The sequence below is a fragment of the Streptomyces sp. NPDC058525 genome (assembly GCF_042719495.1).
Lineage (GTDB): Bacteria > Actinomycetota > Actinomycetes > Streptomycetales > Streptomycetaceae > Streptomyces.
This window is the reverse complement of the sequence record NZ_JBHXNP010000151.1, coordinates 1-16484: the sequence shown is the minus strand read 5'-3', so window position 1 is coordinate 16484 and position 16484 is coordinate 1. Positions and strand designations below refer to the sequence as shown.

Sequence of the window (16484 nt, the reverse complement as noted above, 5' to 3'; positions counted from 1 at the left end):
CCTGGCGTTCCGTCCCAGAGGACGACGAACTCTGCGATGCCGCGCGCGCCGCACTACGTGCCGTCTCCGCACCCGGCAGCGCTACTTGAGGCCGGACCGCAGTTGGTGGGACACCTGTCGTCGATCAGTGAGACTGAACAGTCGTCACCTCTGTCGGTGTGAGGTCCCAGAGACTGCTTGACTGTTTGCGCGCCGGACATGGTTCCGGTCGCCCGCCCGGGGCAGGCGACCGGGCCGGGTCAGGAGGAAGGTGGGTAGGGGGCGCTCTTGAGCTGGCGGGCGAGGTGGGCGGTGTTGGCGGCGAGGGTCTTGGTGGTGGCGGCGGTCTTCTCGGGTGTCTTGTCGAGGTCCTGATAGTCAGTGCCCTGCATGGCCTCGCCGACCCAGTATGTGACCGCGTTCGGGGCAAGGGAGAAGCCGACGTCGTTGAGGCCTTGGAAGAGATCGGCGCTGACCTTGTGGGCACCGTCCTCGTTGCCGACCACGCAGACCGCGGCGACCTTGCAGTAGGTGAGCATGCGGCCCTCGTCGTCGCTCTCGCCGAGCTCGGCGTCGAGCCGCTCCAGCACGCGCTGGGCGATGCTGGAGGGGTGGCCCAGCCAGATGGGTGTGGACAGCACCAGGATGTCGGCGCCCAGGATCTCGGCACGGATCTCCGGCCACGCGTCTCCGTCGCCCATGTCGGTCTTCACGCCGGGCTTCACGTCGTGGTCGGCGATCCGGATCGTCTTGCCGGTGACGTCGTGCTCGGCGAGCGCCGCCATGGTCTGCTCGGCCAGCAACTGTGAGCTGGAAGGGGCGGGGGAGGGCGACAGCGTGCAGACGAGGGCGACGGCGCGAAGTGGGCTGCTTCCAGTGGTGTTCATGGTCTGCGGCTACCCGACTGGACCGCCTCTATCCCACCAGGCCAGGTCATAAGGCCCGTATGGCGGCCATGAGGGGAATCTCAGGTCTCAGGCTCCGGGCGGTGGAGCGGAGGGCCATCGAGGCGGCGGATCGCAACCAGTTGCTCGGCTGCGTTGATGGCGTGGTGGAACATGCGGTGCCCGAGCATGACGCACAGGGTGTAGCCGGCGTCCTCGTAGCGGGCGCGGAGTCCAGAGTTGTCGGGGGCGACGAAGGTCCGCCGCCGCAGGTCGCGGAAACGGGCCAGGTGATGGCGCAGGGTATGGGGGTCCGGCAGGAGTGCCGGCGTGGCCGGGTGGGGTGTGGCGAGGACGTCGTCGATCGCGGCCCGCAAGGCCGCCTCTACCGCGCTCGCCGTGGGTGGCGCGTCGCCGCGCAGGGCCTCGGCGGCCTCGGCGGCGCACTCGACGGTCACGTTGGCGACGGCGGCGGCCTGGGCCAGGACCTGCTGCGCGGTCGCGCCGTTGCAGGGTAGGAGCGCCATGAGAAGCCCGCTGGCGCGTTCCACCTCCGCTGTCGGGGGCGTGGGTGGAACGCCCGGTTCCCCGGGGTCCCGTGCCGCGTCTCCCGCCGGTGACGGCGACTTGGGATAGGTGCTGCTCATGTCCCTCCCTATGGGAACATCCCGGCGGAGGCCGGTGGAGACTGCTGTGTAGCAGGGATGGCCGCCGGATTGCCCCGGACACGCGTATCGCCTTCAGCAAGGCGCTCGAAGAGGTCTGGGATCCATGCGCATGTTGACGTCCGGCGCGCAACGGGGAGGGGCTGTGGCTGTCTCACGTACGCTGTGCCGCACCGCGAGCTGAAGGGGGACTGGTGCGAGCTGTCGGCCGTGATGGCCATGGCCATCCGATTCGCAGTCTCGGAACACCGGACTCACGGACGGGGATGTTCCGGGCCCCTCTGGTCGCGCGCGTGCTCATCGGGGGTCTGCCAGGAGTCCTCGCGGCGCCGCGCGACGGGGGTTTGCTCGGCGGGCGGCGCCTCGCGGCGCCTGCGCCGGCTGCCGTACCAGAAGGCACCGATCAGCCCTTCCAGGCACCGTACGGGTGTATGCGGCGCGGTGAGCATGCGGCGGCGCGGTTCCCGCAGCCGTCGGCGCAGGCGCGCAGGGCAACCTTGGCGTGAGCGTCGGGCGGAGTACAGCACGCACTGGTCGGTCACCTGGCCGCACAGTGCGAGGTGGCCGACGCCCCGTGTTCCGAGCAGGTGTGCGAGGGGGGCTGGTAAAGACGGAATGGCGTGCCTTGACGATGAAGTACGAGTCCTCGTCCGGGCGTACGGGGCGACCAGGTCGGCGCGGGGGCTGGTGAGAGTCGCTTTCAGGATCTCCCCGTGGTGGGAACGCCATCTTCCGAAGTTGTCATGGGCGTAGATCACCGGCATTCCGCGTCAGCAGGCGGACCACGGCGGGGAGGGCCTGCTCGACGGAGGGAACCAGCTCGTCCGCGCTTTGAGGGAATCAGGGAATGCGGACGGCCAGGATGACGACGTCGTCCGCCGGAGCCGGGTCCGCCAGCCGGTGGCTGATCCGGCTGAGCAGTTCGGCCGGCGGTTGATCCCCGTGGCGGGCGAGCAGGGCGGAGAGCCGTCCGACGGCGGCGTCGATGTCGTGGCCGCGGCGTTCGATGAGCCCATCGGTGTACAGCAGGAGCGTCGAGCCCGGAGGAAGCCGACGTCGTCGCTCGGTCCGTTGGGCCGGCCCGAGTGACTGGTCGAACAGGATGTCGTGCGCCAGCAGTGCTGTCACGCGTCCGTCGGGAGATCGCAGCAGGGGCGGCGGGTGCCCGGCGTTGGACCAGGTCAAAGTCCAGTCAGGACTGTCGTCGACGGGGGCGAGGCGGGCGTGCACCAAGGTGCCACCGGCCTCGATGGGCAGGGTGCAGCACGCCGTGTCGAGGGCGGTCAGTGCGGCGGCGGGACTGTACGGGGGGTGGTCGAGGGTGGCTTGCCGCAGCATGCTGCGGATCTGGCCCATGATCGTGGCGGCGTGCACGTCGTGGCCCGTGATGTCGCCCACCGTCACCATGAGTGCCGTGGGTTTGCCGGAGGCGTCACTCGGCAAGTGGTAGGCGTCGTACCAGTCCCCGCCGATCATGTGGTCATCGGCGGCCGCCTGGTACACGGCGCTGATGTCGACGTGTCCGGCAAGGGGAAGATCGGTGAGCATCGCGGCTTGCAGTTCCCGGGCCACGGAGATGCGCTCGTCCAGGTACAGGGCGCGTTCCACCGCCTGCGCGATGTAGCCGGACGCAGCGGTGAGCGTGGCCCGCTCGGTGACGTCCACATCGTGGCGCTTGGCCCAGCAGATCGCGAGGACCCCCAAGGGCCTGTGCCTGCCCCACAGCGGCAGGCACAGGATGGTGCTGAGGCCCATGCGGTCGAAGAAGCCGACTGCCTCGGGGGCGTATTCGGCGACCAGCGCCTTGCGGTCGGGGACGAGTACGGCGCGCCGCTCACGCATGGCCCGGGTGCTGGGGAACGCGGCGCCCAAGGGCAAGGTGCGGACCTCGCGTTCCACCGAACTCGAGATGTCGGGGTCGGGCACTCGGTGCAGTTCGTTTCTGTCGGCGATCAGAAGGCCGACGTAGGCGGGTTTGCCGACGCCGACGAACAGCTGGCGCAGCCGTCGTCGTACGTCCTCCAGGCCTGAGGTCTGCGCGAGCTCCTCCGAGGCCCGCAGCAGGAGCTCGACGTGGTCCAGACCGGCCTGAGCCTCGCGCTCCAAGCGTTCCGCATCGCTCTGAGCACGTTCGGCGGTGGCCCGGGCGGTCTCCAGAACCTTCTGCACGGCCCGGTTCTCCGCCGACAGGATCCGCAGGCGCAGGTCGGCGGAACAGGCCGCGGCCAGGTCCCCGAGGTCGGACAGCTCCTCGTCGCTCCAGTGCCGGGGCTTGTGGTCGATGGCGCACAAGGAGCCCAGGACGAGTTCGTCGCTGTCGGTCACAGGCATTCCCGCGTACGCGACGACCCCGAGCGCCGCGACGGCCGGGTTGCTACGGAGTCGGCTGTCGGCTCGGGTGTCCTGGACGATCAGAGGCTGACCGGAGGCCGCCGTGTGCCGACCGAGCGAATGGGAGAGCGGCAGAGCCCGTCTCCCGGCCCAGGGCTCTGGCAGACCAACGAGACCGGGCAGGATCTCCCTGCCCTCTTCGATCAGTGAAACGAAGGCAATGGGCGTGTCGAGTGTCCTGGATGCCAGGCGAGCGAAGCGATCCATGCCGATATCGGAGGCAGCCGAAAGTGCCGCCAACCGCAATGCCCTCCGCCGTGCGCTGCTCGGATCCGCTCCGGATTCCCGGCCCTGCTCCGACATCTGACCTCCGGTCCCGCTGTCCCGAAGTCCTCAACGGCATCGTAAGTCGCACAGGGACAGCGACGCCACGCACAGATCTGAGAGCGAGCGCCGGCTGGTGAGTCCGCCCGCTGCGGCCCGTCCCGCACGCCCGTCGTCCGGTACATGACTGCCGGGATTCACGCGGCATCGGCACGCAGAAGCCGCAGTACGGCGCATTCGACGCGGCCGTGGGTGGCCGGCCGGCCGAAGGTGCCGTCCTCTCCCAGCCTGCCGAGGGACGCGGCGATGGTCTGTCCTTCCTCGTAGAGTTCGATGACGCGGGGATGGATGTAGGACGCCCGACATACGGCGGGCGTGTTCCCCAGGTAGTGGCTCACTTCGCGCGTGGCGCGGGCCACGACCCTGCCCCGGCGGGCGCGGGAAGAGTCGCCCGTGCCGGCGGAGACCGCCAGTGCGACCGCGGCCAGGACGGTGGCGTACCAGGTTCTGAAGTCCTTCGCCGTAACGTCGTGGCCCGACCGGTCCTGCAGGTAGGCGTTGAGCTCCTCGGCACGGACTTCGTGCCAAGCCCCGAGCTCCCAGTACGCGAACAGCCTCCGCCCGCCGTCCTTGCGCCGCAGCAGGGCCCTGATCACTGTGTAGGCCTGCTCGTCCACCAGCGAGCGCTCGACCTCCTTGCCCGACTTGGCGGGGAAGGCCAGGCGGATCTCGCCCCTGTGGCAGACGGCGTGTTCCCGCAGGAGGGTCGTGAGCCCGAAGCTCCCGTTGTCGCGGGCGTAGCGCTCTCCGCCGATGCGGAGGAAGCCGAGGTCGAGCAGGCGGGTCAGGCACGCCAGGACGCGGACGCGCGTCAGGCCGCGTCCGGCGAGGTCCCGCGACACGTGTTCCCGCAGGCTCGGCAGCGAGCGGGCCACCCGCTGGACGTGGTCGTGTTTGGCGGCGTCCTGCTGCTCTCGGAAGTACGGGTGGTACAGGTATTGACGCCGCCCGGCTGCGTCCGTTCCCACGGCCTGGATGTGGCCGTTGGGCCAGGGGCAGACCCAGACCTCCTGCCAGGCAGGGGGGATCGCGAGGGCACGCACGCGTTCGCGGTCCACCGGGGAAAGGGCTCGGCCGTCCGTGCCCAGGTAGCGGAACCCGCGGCCGTGGCGCACGCGGCGCCACCCCGCCTTCTGTGGGTCGCTGGTCCGCAGCCGCACAGCCACGTCAGTGCTCGTCGTCGTGGTGGGCCTGAGTGCGCAGGGTCCAGGCGTGGCCAGGGCTGTCGTACGACACCGGAGGGGACCGGTGCCCGCGGACATCGGTGCTCTTGCTCCACAGGTGCTCCCTGCCGCAGGCGCGCGCGTGGCTGCCGCTGTGCGCCACGATCTCAGCAGGTCTCCACTGTTCTGTCTCTTTCATGGCTTCCGCCTCCTTCATGCCGGGCGTCTACCCCCGCGCGCCGCGGCACGCTCCGAGTCCGCGTTCTCCCCATGTGCATGCGAGGGGGCCGGCAGGGCAGACGGTGCTGTGGCTCAACGGCTTCGCAGCGGGTGGCCCCGCCATCGACACCGCGAGACCCGATGCGCGTACGCGCGGCAACCGGCCGGCTCCGCCGCGCAGGATAGTCTGATTTGATCTAGTTTGGGCCTGCAGATGTTCCGCAACCAAAGGAGCTCACCATGGCTGACAAGGGAAAGATGGACCAGGCCAAGGGCAAGGCCAAGGAGGCCGCCGGCAAGGTCACCGGCAACGACCGGATGAAGGCCGAAGGAAAGATGGACCAGGCCAAGGGCAAAGCGAAGGAAGCGCTGAGCGATACCGAGAAGCGCGCCCGCGGCATCCAGGACTCCCTGCGCGACAAGCGCGACAGGACCTGACGCCGGGACCTGACGCCGGGACCTGACGCCGGGTCCGGGCCAGGACTCGCGGCTCGGGTGACCACGATGCGGCCCTCGGCACCCCCGCGTGGCGGGGCCGCGCGTGGCCCCGCGGCGGCGCCGTTCCCCGCGAGGCACATGACGCGGTCCCCACACCCTGAGGCAGGTTCGGATCAGGGCGGGTTCCGGTGTCCGCGTTCTCTCTCCCCGAGCCGCACGCACGAGAAGGATCCTTCAATGGACGGACAGGACAAGGACATGCCGGTGGCCGAAGTGGTCGTGGTGGTAGGCGACTGCTCTGCGCAGGACGCGCGCGCCGTCCTCGACCTTCTCGAACGCTCCTTCCCCGCCGAGCCGGCGGTGGGCGGTGGGGCGGAAGGCGGTTCGGCCGCCACCGTGTGGAGCGCGACGTTCGACGCGGCGAAGCCAGCCGCACCGGCCGAAGGCCGAGCGGCACCCGTACGGCTGGACGACGCGGTCAGCGTCACCCTTCAGGGAGGCCCCCGCGCGGTGGAGCGGGTGCAGGCTGCGCTCGTCGGCAACTTCAAGGTCGAGGGCATGGGATCCGTATCCGGCGATCAGGAGCGCGAGATCGGACTGCGCGTCCGCTCCTGAGCCGCGCCCGCTCCGCCGCTCCGCTGCCGTACGGCTACGTCGAACAGATCGACCCCGGCTGGACCGGCCGTTCCTCGGGTCAGGCAGCCGCTCTGCTCGCTCCGGCACCCGCCGCGGCGGGGGTCAGGGGCGGGGTGTCGAGGCCGGTTCCCTGGTGGAGGCCTTCGAGGAAGGCCGCGATGGCCTCCGTGGCGGTGGCCGACGGCGTCCATCCCAATTCCTCGCGCGCCCGGTTCGCGTCGAGCAGGTCCACTCCGCAGACGACTGCTCAGGCCTGGCTTGCGGCGAGAGCCATCCCGACAAGAAGGGCGCGACCTGCGCGGCCTTCCTGGCCCCCGCGGCCGCGTTCTTCCGCTGGCACGGCAACCGATATCAAGCGGGTCCTGGCGGACAACGTGGGGGCCTATCGCAAGGGTTCCTTCACTACTTCACGTTCACGGTGCCAGTGAGGATACGGTGATCCGAACACTTCCCCGTCGTGCAGTTGGTGGCAATCGCCAGGGAATCGGCGCCGTAGCTTCCAGGGCCGACCAGGGACGTTTCTGATACGAAGATCAGATCGATCTTCCGCATTCCACCACACACAGTCGGAGCAAGCTCCTCTTCATTATCGGCCGTCCACTCCCCGTACCCGAGACAGTTGGCGGTGTCATTGTCATCCAGCTCTCGGAACGACCCGCGGTTCGAATCGTTGAGGTCCTTAACGTTCAGGCTGGCCGAGTAGTACGTGTCGAGTGAGTGATAGTTGGGCTGAGCGTTGAAATCGCCCGCGATCATGACGGTCTGCCCCTGGTCGACCCAACTGTCGAGCTGGGCCTGGACAGCCGCCAGCTGCTGCAGTTTGTGCTCGTTGGTCACGCCCTTCTCCCGATTGACCGCCGCGATATGGGTTGTGCAGAAGCGGGTGCTGGAGTCGTCGCGGAGCGGCGCACAGAGCATGTTCCGCCGCTCCAGGGCAGGGTCGTCCGGCAACGTGATCCGGTCGGCCGTGTCCAGCGGAAGCCTACTGAAGATCGCATTGCCGAATGCTGCTCCACCGCAAACTCTATTGTCCGCACCCGCGTGAATGCTGGGCTCGAAGCGGGCGAAATTCGCGGGATCCTTGGGCCAGCCTGCCGAACGCAGTTTGCTGACGAGAGAGTTCCACTGGCCCTCGCAAAGTTCGTTGAATGCAACGAAGTCCGCGTTGCGGTACACAATCGACGACACGGCCCCGTCCACCATGCCCGTGTCGGATTTCCCGCCGTGGATCGCGCTGCCGGCCACGTTCCACTGCCAGATGTTGTACCGCTTCGCGCTCACGGTTTCAGCCTGCGCCGCCGACGCAGGCAGCAGTGCGGCGCACAGCGCGACCGCCAGAGCACTCCGAATACGACTGAACCGTCCCATAGGGTCCCTCTCCTGACGCATCCAGCCTCCCGAGGCCGGCGCAATTCGACACAAGCAGCGATGATCTTAAGCAGGCACTGCGGCGACGTCAGTCGGCAGGAGTGCATCGACTGCTCGGCCAAGCAGCGGCAGTTGGCGCCAGCGGCCACTGCCGGGACCATCGTGATCGCCCGCTGGCACTGACAAGACGGGTCGGTCCCCAAACGGTCCGAGCTCGGCGTGGTCCCGGCCGCGCCCGGGCCCGCGTGGGCCGTGCCGTAGACCCGCCCGCGCAGCAACTCGACGATTCTTCACTCCGATTCGCGCGTGTCCAGGTCGCCGGGTGCTCTCGGTGGAGGGACGGGAAAATCGGTTTCAACCTTTCGCGGGGAACGGCGCTCTGAAGAGAGGTGAGAGCACAGGGCCCCGTGAGCGGGGCCCCGAAAGGAGAGCAGATGCCGGAGAACGGCCGGGGACTCGAAGCGCCAGACGGCTTCGAGAGCTTTGCCCGGGCGAGCCAGAGACGGTTGTACCGCACGGCGTACCTGCTGTGCGGGGACGCGGACACCGCTCGGGACCTCACACAGACCACTCTCGCCAAGTTGTTCCAGTACTGGCGGCGCGCCAGTGCCGCCGGCAACATCGAGGCGTACGCCAGGACCGTGCTGACCCGCACCTATCTGGCCGAGCGGCGGCGTCGCCTGCGGGACCTGCTGGCGCACTCGCGTCCCGACCCGCGGCCGGCTCCCGAGCACGCCGATCTGCGCATGACCCTGTTGTCCGCGCTGGCCGGGCTGCCGCCCAAGGCCCGGGCCATCGTCGTACTCCGGTACTGGGAGGACCTGAGCGTCGAGTCCGTCGCCCAGCTGATGCGGTGCAGCGAGTCCACCGTCAAGAGCCAGTGCTCACGCTCCCTGGCCAGGCTGCGCGCCGAGCTGGGCGAGGCACACATCTACGTCACGGGGAGCTGAGCGATATGGGAATCAACACGTCCGAAGACGACCGCCGGAGCGCCCTGATGCTCAGGGACGTGATGGAGCACGCCGTGGAGGATCTGCCCGCCGTCAACGACCTCGTGCCCACCGCGATCGTGCAGGGACGGCGCCGGAAGGCGCGGGCCAGAGCCGGAATCGCCGCCACGGTCGTCTGCCTCGCCGGGGCAGTCGCCTTCGGCTCCTTGACACTGCAGGGTAGTGACGGCGCCACAACGGTTCGCCCCGCCGCGCCCGCGACCAGCAGTTCCTCTCCCACCCCGGAGCCGTACCGCACGCCGGTCCGCATCGTGCCCAGCAAGGACGGAACACCGCCCGCGCTGCCGCCCGCCGAACAGAAGCGGCGGGAGGAGTACCAGCAGCGGGCGGCCGTCCTCCTCGACGAGCTGCTGCCGGACTCGGTCGGCCTGATCCGGCCGGTCGAAGGCCATGTGACCCGGTACCAGGGCGAGACCAAAGACGGCAAGGTCTTCCCGGTCCTCCTCTCCGTACAGCCGTCAGACCCGGACACCCGCCCGATTCCCTGTCCCGCAGAGCCGGACCCACGGGTCGCAGAGTGCACGGCGGCCACGCTGCCGGGAGGTATCAAGGCGACCTCCTTCCGCACACCCAGCGACTATCCCAACACCACGGCCACTGTCGTCTCCTTCACCTACAAGACGAGTTTCGTCTCGCTGACCGTCATCCCTGCCGAGGGCGGCAAGGCATCCGCCCCGGTGAGCAGTCAGGAACTGCTGACAGCAGCCGGCGAACTTCGCTTCCTCGACCTCGTGCGCTACGCCCACGAGAACCCTGTGCAGGAGAGACAGATTTCCGTCGTCGGCGGCTGAGATCACCACCCGCCCCCGGACGGGCAGAAGACGCCATGCCGCCTGGAGCACGTAGCGGTCGTCGGCGGCTTCTGCCCGGCCACAGGCGGTACGCGTCCGCCGACAACGGATAAGCGTGTAGTGGTCGTGGGCGGCTTACAGACCCCCAAGACGAAGCAGGCCAGAAGCTGCCCCTGGTCTCCTTCTGTCGGCCGTTCACCGGTGCATCGCCCCGATCGTCATGAAGTCGTCCAGCCCGCCCAGGATGACGACCAGGCAGTGATGAACAGGAACGCACGTCAGTTGCCCTTCGGCGAGCACCGGTAAGGCATGCCCGTCTGCGGTTCGCAGCCCGCCGCCACGATCTTTCAGCCGTGTCGAACTGCGACAGGAACCGGGTGTCGCCCTCCAGGTGCAGCAGGGCCTGCCGCCCGTACACCTGCGTTCCGCGCACCGTGCCGGCGGTCTCGGTCTCATCGGACAGGGCCGGACCGCATGGCTTGGTGGCGTCTTCTTCGAGCTGCCGGCGGGTCTGCGGGGCCGGCAGCGCGCAGGCCCCGCCGTAGTCGGCGCGCGGGAGTCTCCTCGAAAGCGGTGCCCGCCCCGGCGCGCGCCGTCCAGCCCGGGGGCGGAGGCTCCGCACCCGCACAGCACCACCGCCGCGGCCCCAGCCAGGACGGCCAGGGCCGGGTGCCTGCGATGCTCTGCGGCTGTTGATGCGGACCTCGAATCTTCCCCAGGGCGGCTCTTCGTTCCCCAGCCGGTTGCTGTCGGCAACAACGGCCGGGGCAGCCGCCCGCTCGTGGAGTGTGCGGGCCGTGCCGGCCGGTCAAAGGCGCCTTCGGCGGCGCGATGCGCTGGGCTTCGCCCACCCTGGACAGTCCGACCCGCCCCTGGACCGACCTGGCTGGCTATCGGCCGGCCCCTCCCTCGTGGCGCCCGACCGCAGGTCAGCACCCAGGGGGTGGGGAATTTCGGCGAGCAGGTCTGTCCCACCCCCATGCGCCGGGTGGGGAGATTCACCGAGCCCCATCACTGTCGGTCGACCGTGTGAAAGCCGGCTGCCTCGGCCCCCCGGCGCAGTAAGGCTTCCCTTGACCGGGCAAGGCCCGGTCGGCGATGAAGTCGTCCAGGCCGGGCGGGAAGGCGGGCCGCGCAGGGTCTCCAGCAGGTGCGGCGGGCTTCGGCGGGCACACGGCGGCGGGCGAGGGAGCGACGCACGATGTAGACGATGGCGGCGACGTCGACGGCAGCGAGAACGGTGTTCGCCCGCGTCCCTGGCGCAGATCGCCGCCCCAGCCGCCCGGCACCGCAGCCCGTCGACCATCTTTTGCCTGAAGTACAGGATCGCGGAGGCGCGCCACCATTCGCGCGGCCGCGCCGGCGGCTTGGGCTTCTTCTTCTCCCGGAGGGTGTCCTGGGCGGCCTGTCGGCCGAGTCCGTGGCGGCGGTCGCCGCCTGCTTCATCGGTACGTCCGTGGTGGCGAGCTCCACCACGGCGTCCTGGCCGGCATGCTTGATCAGGTTCCGTAGGTCATGAGGGGCTGACGATCAGTCCCACCGCAGCAAGCACGCCCGCCGCGAAGGACAGGAGCGCCACCCGCTGCGAATTGCGCATGTAGCCCTGGCGTCGCTTGCGCTCCTTGCGGACGGTCGACAGCGTTCCCATGTGCACGCGCTGAGTGTTCTCGGGGTCGTGGACCAGCGGGTACAGGTGGCCGACCACATGCGCGGGGCCCCGTGACGCGCCCTTCTGGTGCCGGACAGTCCCGCCGTCGGGGGTCTCGAACTCGTACACGACGTGCGCGTAGCCCCGCTTGCCGAACGGCACCAGACTCACCAGCCGCGCCGGGACCTCGACGCCGGATTCACTCAGCTCGGTCATCTTCCTCAGCTCGCTCCGCTCACCGGAGATCAGCATCAGGCCGAAAATGCAGACCGGCACGGACGCGATGATGAAACACACGAGCACTGCAGTCACCAGGTTCACAGGCGGACGGTACGGCACCACCCGCCCCGCCCGAAACCCCCACATCCCCTTCACCCACGAGGACTTCGCGCCTTACGATCACACGCATGTCGATCTCTTCGCCCATACCCGTCCTCCAGGGTGACCGGGGCACCGAACTCCGCTCCGCCGGCGAGGAACTGCTGCTGCGTCGCCCGGACGCCGAGCTGCGCATCCCGCTCGCCGCGATCGCGCGTGTCCACGCCGAGAGGCGTGACCTCTCGGTCGAGCTGACCGCCCCGTCCCGGGCCGAGCCGACCGTATACCGGGTCACGGACGTGAGCGCGGCCGCCGCCTCTGTCTTCGCCGACGCGGTGAACGCCGCGCTGCCCGAGCGTGCTGTGGGCGAGGAGACGGTGGACGGCTCCACGCTCGTGATCACCCGGAATCTGGGCTTCGACGATGGCGAGGAGGAGGAAGAGGACGAGAACAGCGTGCCTGTCGGCCTGCCGTTGCAGAACAAGCGGTGGGCGTACGCCTGCTACGTCGCGGTCGCGGCCCTCGCCGTAGTCGTCGTGCTGATCGATAAGAACTGGGGCCGGGGCATCGCGACGCTACTGCTCGGGGAGGTCGGCGTGGCTATCACCCTCTTCGCCTCGACGGTGATGATCTTGATGTGGAGAGAGTGGTACCTGCCCCGTTACGGCATCCTTGTGGATGCCCAGCAGATCTACCGGGACGGCAACAGCACCAACGCCTTCACAGCCACCGACGGCGTGACCCGTCACATCCTCGGCAACGACAAGGGCAAGCCCGTCCGGGTCGCCTACCATCCGCAAAACCCCATGAACGCCATCGTCCTGCGCACCGGGCGGGGCGAGCAGGTGGGCACACTGGTCCTGTCCCTGATCGTCGCCGCCATCGCAGCGGCCGTCGACTACGGGACGTACCGGCTCGTGCTCCCAGCGTTCACCTGATGAAGTTCATGGCTCGCCCTGCCCGCCGCCGGCCTCGGGCGTTGGCCCAGCTCGGCGACCGCGGCCTGGACAGCTACATCCTCGACCCCGAGATCGTCACCGGCTGCACCGTCCGCCCCATCTACAAGCTCCCCCCCGGGCCGGAAGGAAGCGAACCGGCGGCCTTGCCGCCGGACGTGACCGGTCGGGCACGGCTTTGCGCACCTCAAGAACTGGCGCACCCTCGACCAATCTCCGCACCATCCCGCCCGCGCCACCCAACTCCCGGGCGCTCTGATCGTCCTGACGAACCTTGAAGTCAACCGCTGACGTTGATCTCTCTGCGGACCGCCCCCGCGACCAGCACGAGCGCCCCTTGACCAGCGACTTCGAGTTGGCGCCAACTCACTGATCGCCACCGGGCATCCGGCGGACGCCATCGCGAAGCCGCCCCGCACCCAGGGACGGCCCACCGCGGCCGTGCTCACGTGATGGCAGGGGCCGTGTCACGCGCTTAGCAGTCGTTACGGTGCGCGTAGGGCCGGTTCGGGCACTCGGTGCAGACGAAGAGGTAGCCCTCCAGCTCGAGCGCCAGGGCCTCTCCGGTGAGGCGAAGGATCACTGCGTTGACCTCGCGTGCCTCCCTGAGGTGCCCAGAGCGGCGAGGCTCTCCTCCGGGCAGCTCTCGTGGCTGCTCATGCGGATGCCCTTTCGGCCACGGGTCACCACGAGCAGGTGGAACTGGCTCCAGCCTGACTCGAGGGCCGTACCGGGCCTGCGATCGCACGCGGACCTTCACGTGTGGATGAGGCTGTTGGTGCCGTCGTGGTGGTCGGCGGTCGCGTCGTCGAACCAGTAGTCGCCGGCGGCGAGGTAGCGGAAGGAGTGCGCGCCGTGCGAGGGCAGCGACACCTTCGCGGCGCGGGTGCTGTCGCCTCGGGGTTCGAGGGGGTGGGCGGCGGAGTTCCAGTGGTTGAAGTCCCCGACCACGCTGACCGGCCCGGCCGGGGAGTCCTCGGGCAGGACGAACGTGACCTGGGTGCGGCCCTTGGACCGCGGCCGGCCTGGACGGGACGCGGCCGGTAGCAGGACGCCGCTCACCCAACCGGATCCTCCACGCCGTGCGGGCGGGATCGGTGCCGGGGGCGGCGGGTGCGTAGCGGGGCCCGGCCGGGCTGGGCTACTTCGACCGGCCGGGCCCCGCATGCGTGGACCCCTCCAGGAACTGCTTCGCCACCTGGACCGCTTCGCTGTTGAGCTCCTCGAGGGAGACGCCCCAGCTCTCCTGCCAGCCATCCAGGTTGTGCGCGCAGCGGACCAGTGGTTCCAGCTCCTGGGGATAGCCGAGGTCCTCGGCGATGTCCGCGCGGGCGGGTGGAAGCGCAGTCCCAGCTCCTCCAGTACCTGGTCGAAGAGTGCGGGAGCTTCGGGCTCCTCGCTCCGGAGGAGGCCTGCCAGCAGGGCGAGAGAAGGCGAGAGAAGGGGTCTCTACCCCGGCAAGCAACGCGTCCAGCCATGCCTGAATGAGCCGGTCCGACCCGACGTGCCTCCCGAATGCCCTCTCGCGCGCGATATGGCCGAGCAGCTTGAGGGCGTCATCGCGGGTCATCAGCGTCTTCTCGATCGGCGACCGGGAGAAGAAGGCTCGCACACCCGCCGACGTTGCTGCATCGAGTTTCTCTTCGAGCGACTGGGCGGCCGGACGATCTAGCCCACAGCCTCCCACCCGCGATCAGCGTAAGTACCTTAGGTACCGATGACCCCAGCCTTTTCCTGCTATTTCAAGTTGGCGGCAACTCAGTGATGTCCGTTCCCGTGCGCGCCACGATGTCCCCATCGCGCCCCGCTGCCTCGCACCGGGTGCGTTCCATCGGCGACAGCACCCCTGTCACTGACCTCTTGACCACAGTCAGTTCTCAGGGGCCTTGTGTGGATGGTGTGGGTGCCGATCCGGTGCCCCACGATGTGTGGGTCTTCTGCGCCCATCCGGAGACGAACTCCCGGCTTCCCCGGTGACACTGCTGCCCGCCGTGACGATCGACGTGGTGATATCCGCCTGCGCGATTGACGTGTCCACCGACGGGCAGGCCGTGTTCGCGGGATCCACCGCGTCCTGGTCTCCGGCGGCCGCATTGAGTACGCCCCTACGTAGTCGCCGACGACACACAGCCGCACCCTCGCCAAGGCTGTCCGGGAACGTCACATCGGCGGTTCGCCGCGGGTTCGCAGAGGCAGGTCGACGCGGACCGTGAGTCCGCCGCCGGGGCGGGGGGTCGCAGTGACGTTGCCGTGGTGGGTGAGGGTGATCGCGCGGACCACGGCGAGGCCCAGACCCAGCCCTTCGCTCCAGTGGTCGCGGCCGCGTCGGAACGGTTCGAAGAGGGCGGGGATCTCCGCGGGGTCCAGGACCGGTCCGGTGTTGGTGACCTCGATGAAGGCCAGCTGACCGGCGGCGCCCGTGGTGACGGTCGCCGTGCCGTCGGGGTGGTTGTGGCGTACGGCGTTTGCCAGGAGGTTCAGTGCGATCTGCTGGAGCAGGGCGGGGTCGCCGTCGACCGGTGCGGGGGCGTGGTCCGCGGTGATGCGGACCGCCGTAGTCTGGGCCTCTTCGGCGAGGTCCGCGACGGCGTTGCGGGCGACGTCCGCGAGATCGACCGGATGCGGCGTCAGGCTCTCGCTTTCGCCCCGGGCCAGGGTCAGCAGGGCCTCGATAAGACGCTCGGTCCGGGCGTTGGCGTCGAGCGCGCGGTGCAGGGCGGGTTTCAGGTCCGGCGGGACCTTGCCCTGGGCCAGGGGGATTTCCAGGGCGGTGCGCTGCACTGTGAGCGGGGTCCGCAGTTCGTGCGAGGCGTGGGCGGTGAAGTGGCGTTGTGCGGTGAAGCTGCGGTCGAGGCGGTCGAGCATGGCGTCGAAGGTTTCGCCGAGTTCGCGGACCTCGTCGTGTGGCCCAGTCAGGGCTAGCCGCTGTTCCAGGGTGCTTCCGGTACTGATCCGCCGGGCGGCGGCGGTGACCTGGGTGAGGCGATGCAGGGAGCGGCGGCCGGCCCACAGGGCGAGCAGTGCCGCGAGGCCGGTGAAGAGGGCGAGGAGCAGCACGGACCGTACGAGCAGGTCGTTGAGGATGCTGTGCTGGAAGTCCTCGAAGGCTTCAGAGGGGGTGGTGGGCATGGCCTCCGAGGTGCCCGGCGGCAGCGGGGCGGGGCTCTGGACCGGATCGAGAGGCCCGGTGTCCGGGACGTCGGGCGGTTCGGCTGCCGGGAGGAGATCGGTGGCCGGGACAACGAGGTAGCGGTTGTCCTCGATCAGCTGCCGCGAGCTCAGCCAGTTCAGCAGGAGCAGGACAGCGCCGAGAACGGCGAAGAGCGCGGTCGTCGTCAGCGTCAGGCGGCCGCGCAGCGTCAGCCGGTACAGGGAGAGGCGGGTGCGGCCTCCGGTGGCGCGGCTCACAGGCGGTAGCCGAAGCCGGGGTCGTGGTGGATGAGCGGTGGTTCGCCCAGCTTGCGGCGCAGGGCGTGCACGGTGACTCGAACGGCGGTGGTGGCGGGGTCCAGTGCAGCGTCCCACAGTCTGTCCCGCAGTTCCTCGGTGTCGACGGGTGCGCCGTCCGCCAGCAGCAGCACTTCCAGTACGCCGAGTTCCCTAGACGAGTAAGTCCGAAGTCCTGGTCAGTGGTCGTAGGCGATCAGCGATCGGGTGATGGCTGTTCCGTTGGCCCGGTTGTGCCAGATGGCTG

At 69.4% G+C, this 16484-nt stretch carries 16 protein-coding genes and 1 pseudogene; 5 read left to right on the top strand and 12 right to left on the bottom strand.

The window, feature by feature from the left end; genetic code table 11:
* Nucleotides 1-239: 239 nt before the first annotated feature.
* The 6 genes and pseudogenes from ACFWP3_RS39440 to ACFWP3_RS39415 all read right to left on the bottom strand — a co-directional run bounded on the left by ACFWP3_RS39440 (nt 240) and on the right by ACFWP3_RS39415 (nt 5605).
* The gene (locus ACFWP3_RS39440) at nt 240-866 is read right to left on the bottom strand and encodes a flavodoxin family protein (RefSeq protein WP_384231242.1); all 627 of its coding nucleotides are present in this window, start codon (nt 864-866) and stop codon (nt 240-242) included.
* Nucleotides 867-946: 80 nt separating this feature from the next.
* Complete coding sequence (locus ACFWP3_RS39435; protein ID WP_384231239.1) at nt 947-1390, bottom strand: DUF5133 domain-containing protein; 444 nt, start codon at nt 1388-1390, stop codon at nt 947-949.
* A 650-nt stretch (nt 1391-2040) separates the two neighbouring features.
* Nucleotides 2041-2356, bottom strand: a pseudogene (locus ACFWP3_RS39430) (cysteine hydrolase family protein); the annotation flags it as partial.
* 12 nt (nt 2357-2368) lie between these two features.
* Complete coding sequence (locus tag ACFWP3_RS39425; protein WP_384231236.1) at nt 2369-4126, bottom strand: SpoIIE family protein phosphatase; 1758 nt, start codon at nt 4124-4126, stop codon at nt 2369-2371.
* Between the two features lie 254 nt (nt 4127-4380).
* Nucleotides 4381-5403: a DNA topoisomerase IB gene (locus tag ACFWP3_RS39420; RefSeq protein ID WP_384231245.1), complete on the bottom strand. Its 1023-nt coding sequence runs from the start codon at nt 5401-5403 to the stop codon at nt 4381-4383.
* A 7-nt stretch (nt 5404-5410) separates the two neighbouring features.
* Complete coding sequence (locus tag ACFWP3_RS39415) at nt 5411-5605, bottom strand: hypothetical protein (protein ID WP_384231234.1); 195 nt, start codon at nt 5603-5605, stop codon at nt 5411-5413.
* Nucleotides 5606-5865: 260 nt separating this feature from the next.
* On the opposite strand from ACFWP3_RS39415, the gene ACFWP3_RS39410 reads away from it, so the two are divergent.
* A complete protein-coding gene (locus ACFWP3_RS39410; protein ID WP_384231231.1) occupies nt 5866-6063 on the top strand; it encodes a CsbD family protein in 198 nt (65 codons plus the stop codon).
* A gap of 237 nt (nt 6064-6300) precedes the next feature.
* Nucleotides 6301-6678, top strand: coding sequence for a hypothetical protein (locus ACFWP3_RS39405; RefSeq protein ID WP_384231229.1), 378 nt, complete (start codon nt 6301-6303; stop codon nt 6676-6678).
* Nucleotides 6679-6757: 79 nt separating this feature from the next.
* On the opposite strand, the gene ACFWP3_RS39400 is transcribed toward ACFWP3_RS39405, so the two are convergent.
* Entirely contained in the window at nt 6758-6931 is a 174-nt protein-coding gene (locus ACFWP3_RS39400) for a hypothetical protein (RefSeq protein WP_384231226.1), read from the bottom strand.
* Between the two features lie 170 nt (nt 6932-7101).
* Nucleotides 7102-8067: an endonuclease/exonuclease/phosphatase family protein gene (locus ACFWP3_RS39395; protein WP_384231224.1), complete on the bottom strand. Its 966-nt coding sequence runs from the start codon at nt 8065-8067 to the stop codon at nt 7102-7104.
* Nucleotides 8068-8501: 434 nt separating this feature from the next.
* Between ACFWP3_RS39395 and ACFWP3_RS39390 the strand changes: the two genes are divergently transcribed.
* Together ACFWP3_RS39390 and ACFWP3_RS39385 are read left to right on the top strand one after the other, a co-directional pair.
* The gene (locus ACFWP3_RS39390) at nt 8502-9017 is read left to right on the top strand and encodes a SigE family RNA polymerase sigma factor (protein WP_384231222.1); all 516 of its coding nucleotides are present in this window, start codon (nt 8502-8504) and stop codon (nt 9015-9017) included.
* 5 nt (nt 9018-9022) lie between these two features.
* Nucleotides 9023-9868 (top strand): hypothetical protein, encoded by an 846-nt coding sequence (locus tag ACFWP3_RS39385; protein WP_384231220.1) that lies wholly within the window; start codon nt 9023-9025, stop codon nt 9866-9868.
* A gap of 1513 nt (nt 9869-11381) precedes the next feature.
* On the opposite strand, the gene ACFWP3_RS39380 is transcribed toward ACFWP3_RS39385, so the two are convergent.
* Complete coding sequence (locus ACFWP3_RS39380; protein WP_384231218.1) at nt 11382-11837, bottom strand: DUF3592 domain-containing protein; 456 nt, start codon at nt 11835-11837, stop codon at nt 11382-11384.
* A gap of 86 nt (nt 11838-11923) precedes the next feature.
* Between ACFWP3_RS39380 and ACFWP3_RS39375 the strand changes: the two genes are divergently transcribed.
* Nucleotides 11924-12772, top strand: a complete 849-nt coding sequence (locus ACFWP3_RS39375) for a hypothetical protein (RefSeq protein ID WP_384231216.1) — start codon at nt 11924-11926, stop codon at nt 12770-12772.
* Between the two features lie 774 nt (nt 12773-13546).
* On the opposite strand, the gene ACFWP3_RS39370 is transcribed toward ACFWP3_RS39375, so the two are convergent.
* From ACFWP3_RS39370 to ACFWP3_RS39360, 3 genes are all read right to left on the bottom strand, one after another.
* On the bottom strand, nt 13547-13852 hold the full coding sequence (locus ACFWP3_RS39370) for an isoamylase early set domain-containing protein (protein ID WP_384231214.1): 306 nt from the start codon (nt 13850-13852) through the stop codon (nt 13547-13549).
* Between the two features lie 1098 nt (nt 13853-14950).
* A complete protein-coding gene (locus ACFWP3_RS39365) occupies nt 14951-16198 on the bottom strand; it encodes a sensor histidine kinase (protein WP_384231211.1) in 1248 nt (415 codons plus the stop codon).
* The gene (locus tag ACFWP3_RS39360) at nt 16195-16371 is read right to left on the bottom strand and encodes a helix-turn-helix domain-containing protein (protein WP_384231209.1); all 177 of its coding nucleotides are present in this window, start codon (nt 16369-16371) and stop codon (nt 16195-16197) included. The genes ACFWP3_RS39365 and ACFWP3_RS39360 overlap by 4 nt, the downstream gene beginning before the upstream one ends.
* Nucleotides 16372-16484 lie beyond the last annotated feature (113 nt).